This window comes from Haladaptatus sp. W1 (assembly GCF_001723155.1).
GTDB lineage: Archaea > Halobacteriota > Halobacteria > Halobacteriales > Haladaptataceae > Haladaptatus > Haladaptatus paucihalophilus.
Genome location: NZ_MEIH01000129.1, coordinates 1 through 2,609, shown reverse-complemented (window position 1 = coordinate 2,609; position 2,609 = coordinate 1). Strand labels below are relative to the sequence as shown.

Here is a 2,609-nt window from a genome sequence, read left to right as displayed (position 1 = left end):
ACGCGACCACCATCGGCGTCGCGTCGCTCGTGAGCCTCGTTTTCCTCGGCCTCACCACGCTGTTGCTCGTCCTCGACCTCGAACAGCCGACCCGGTTCCACTGGGTCCTGTTGCGCCCGAACTGGAACTCGTGGCTCGTGAAGGGCGGATACATCTTGACCGCCACCGGCGGTTTCCTGACGCTCGTCGCGGGGAGCTGGCTGCTCGGCGTCGAGACGCTCGTGACCAACCCGGTCACGCTCGGCGTCGGGGCGGTACTGGCGGCTGCCACGGCGGTCTACACGGCGTTCCTGTTCAGTCAGTCGAAGGGCCGCGACCTCTGGCAGAGTCCGACGATGCCGCTCCACATGTTCACCCAAGCGGTGGTCGCCGGTGCCAGCGTAACGGGGCTGTTGGGACTCTCGGGTGTCGCCGGGTTCGACGCGTTCGTCGGCCTCTCTCGGCTCACGCTCGCCGCTGGCCTTGTCGTCCATCTGCTGATAATCGCCTCGGAGATATTCACGCCGCACCAGACCGAGGACGCCGAGGAGGCCGCCGCGCGCATCACTCGCGGTCGATTCAGCCGGGCGTTCTGGCTCGGCGGCATCCTCGTGGGTATCGCGCTGCCGCTCGTCGCCCTCGCGGTGAGCGCCAGTCCCGCAGTCGTCGCGGTTGGCGGCGTGCTGGCCCTCGCTGCGGACGCCATCGGCTGTGACGTGGCCCAAATCGCCAGCAGTCTCGTCTTCCGCGCGGACGACGAACTCGTCGTGGTCGTGACCAGCGGGGCGAACCGCGTGAGCGAGGGCCGACTGGCGGAACTGCGTGACGCCTCCGAGTCGGCGGTCGGCATGGCCGACGCCGACGCGATTCGGGAGTCGGTCGGCTGGTCCATCGGCGGCGTCCCGCCCTTCTGCCACGACAGCGACCTGCCCGTCTATCTGGACGAGACGCTGACCGAGTTCGAGACGGTCTGGGCCGCCGCCGGGACGCCGAAAGCCGTCTTTCCGATTTCACCCGACGAACTGGCGGAGTACGCCGACGCGACGGTCGCGCGCGTGAGCGAGTGATCGGGAAGTCAGAGCGAGAGCGGAAACCGGTCGGAGGGGAAGTCAGAGCGAGAGCGGAAATCGGTCGGGGAAAGACCGATTTCGCGATGCATCTTCCGTTCCGTCATGACCTTCCTCGGAACGGCGCTGTTGGTGATTCTGGACGCGAGTCCCGGGATGTGGCTCGGCGGTATGGTGTTCTTCTCGTTCGTCGGCGCGCTGACGACGTTCGACGTGTTGGGCGACGACGCGGGACAGGTCGTCAACGCCATCTTCCCCAAGTACTACGAGTTCGGTTCGATACTCGGAGTCACCGCGGTCGGCGTGGCGATGCTCGCGGTCGCCGGTGCGCTGGTGCTTTCGCACTTCTGACCCGCCATCGATCCGCCGGTTGCTTCCTGTGGCCACCCAACGCTAAGACCGTTCGCGTCGAACTCATCCGAGGACTCATGACGGACAAACTCGATGTTCGCGCGTTCGCACTCGGCGGCGGCGTGATGTGGTCGCTGTACGTGATGCTGGACGCGTGGATAGCGCGGTTCGGTTGGGGCGACGAAACGGTCGAAACGCTCTCCTCGCTGTACATCGGCTACCGGCCGACGCTCCGGGGAAGTCTCGTCGGCGCGCTCTGGGGATTCATGGACGGAGCACTCGGTGGTGCCATCGTCGCCACGGTGTACAACGCCGTCGCGCGCGACGAAGAACAATCTTGATTGGCTAGTCGTTCCAACTGTTCGATATGACCCTTCTCGGAACGGGACTCCTCGTCGTCGCGGACGCAGCGCTCGGAATCTGGCTCGGCAGCATCGTGTTCTTCTCGTTCATCGGTGCGCCGACGACGTTCGACGTGTTGGGCGACGACGCGGGACAGGTCGTCAACGCCATCTTCCCGAAGTACTATCAGTTCGGACTCGGATTGGGTGTCGTGGCGTTCGGTGCCGCGGTCGTCGGCAACGCGATGGATGCGTTCGACGGCATCGTCGTCGCCGCTCTCGCGCTGGTCGGCGTCGCCTTCACGGGATACGCCCGCTGGGTGCTCATCCGAAGATGGAGGCGGCGGGCGACGACGCGTTCGCCCAGTATCACATGCAATCGGTCGTCCTGAACGGTCTGACGATGCTCGCGGTGGCGGGTGGCATCGTGGCCTCGCACCTCTAAGGGATGAAGGGGACGTACACCCTCCTCGTCTCGCTCGCAGAACCCGCGGAAATCGAGTTCGGCGCGAAGGGACCCAGAGCACTGGATTCCGGGTGGTACGCTGCCGCGTTTCTCCACGCCAGCAGAGGACACTGCGGCCACAGTGGAGGTGGCTGCCAATGAGTGACACCGCCACGTCCGGAGCGTCCACTCTCGAAAATGTCTCGATCAGCGACCTCGCTAAGCACATCCAGTCGCTCAGTGATCGTGTTGACGACCTTGAAGCAGAAGTCGCCGCGAAAGACGAACGGATCGACGACCTCGAACAACGAGTCGATGAGCTCGAAGACTATCGCGAGGAGGCGACAAAAGACCGTGCTCAGGACCGACAGACGCTCGGTAGTCTCGAAGAGGCGACTGAGACCATGGAATCGGACATCGACGATC

4 protein-coding genes and 3 pseudogenes are annotated in these 2,609 nt (G+C 64.9%); all 7 read left to right on the top strand.

The window, feature by feature from the left end; translation table 11 throughout:
- Window positions 1–29: 29 nt before the first annotated feature.
- A pseudogene (gene nrfD, locus BG842_RS32735) lies at window positions 30–614 on the top strand (NrfD/PsrC family molybdoenzyme membrane anchor subunit); the annotation flags it as partial.
- A 57-nt stretch (window positions 615–671) separates the two neighbouring features.
- A pseudogene (locus tag BG842_RS32730) lies at window positions 672–1,046 on the top strand (YbaK/EbsC family protein); the annotation flags it as partial.
- Between the two features lie 105 nt (window positions 1,047–1,151).
- Window positions 1,152–1,397: a DUF4149 domain-containing protein gene (locus tag BG842_RS07040; protein ID WP_083252461.1), complete on the top strand. Its 246-nt coding sequence runs from the start codon at window positions 1,152–1,154 to the stop codon at window positions 1,395–1,397.
- A 77-nt stretch (window positions 1,398–1,474) separates the two neighbouring features.
- The gene (locus BG842_RS07035) at window positions 1,475–1,738 is read left to right on the top strand and encodes a bacteriophage holin (RefSeq protein ID WP_007979053.1); all 264 of its coding nucleotides are present in this window, start codon (window positions 1,475–1,477) and stop codon (window positions 1,736–1,738) included.
- Between the two features lie 26 nt (window positions 1,739–1,764).
- The gene (locus tag BG842_RS07030) at window positions 1,765–2,130 is read left to right on the top strand and encodes a DUF4149 domain-containing protein (protein ID WP_254662964.1); all 366 of its coding nucleotides are present in this window, start codon (window positions 1,765–1,767) and stop codon (window positions 2,128–2,130) included.
- Between the two features lie 56 nt (window positions 2,131–2,186).
- Window positions 2,187–2,345: a hypothetical protein gene (locus tag BG842_RS29640; protein ID WP_175424094.1), complete on the top strand. Its 159-nt coding sequence runs from the start codon at window positions 2,187–2,189 to the stop codon at window positions 2,343–2,345.
- Window positions 2,342–2,609: pseudogene (locus BG842_RS07025) on the top strand (hypothetical protein); the annotation flags it as partial. The gene BG842_RS29640 and the pseudogene BG842_RS07025, both read left to right, overlap by 4 nt.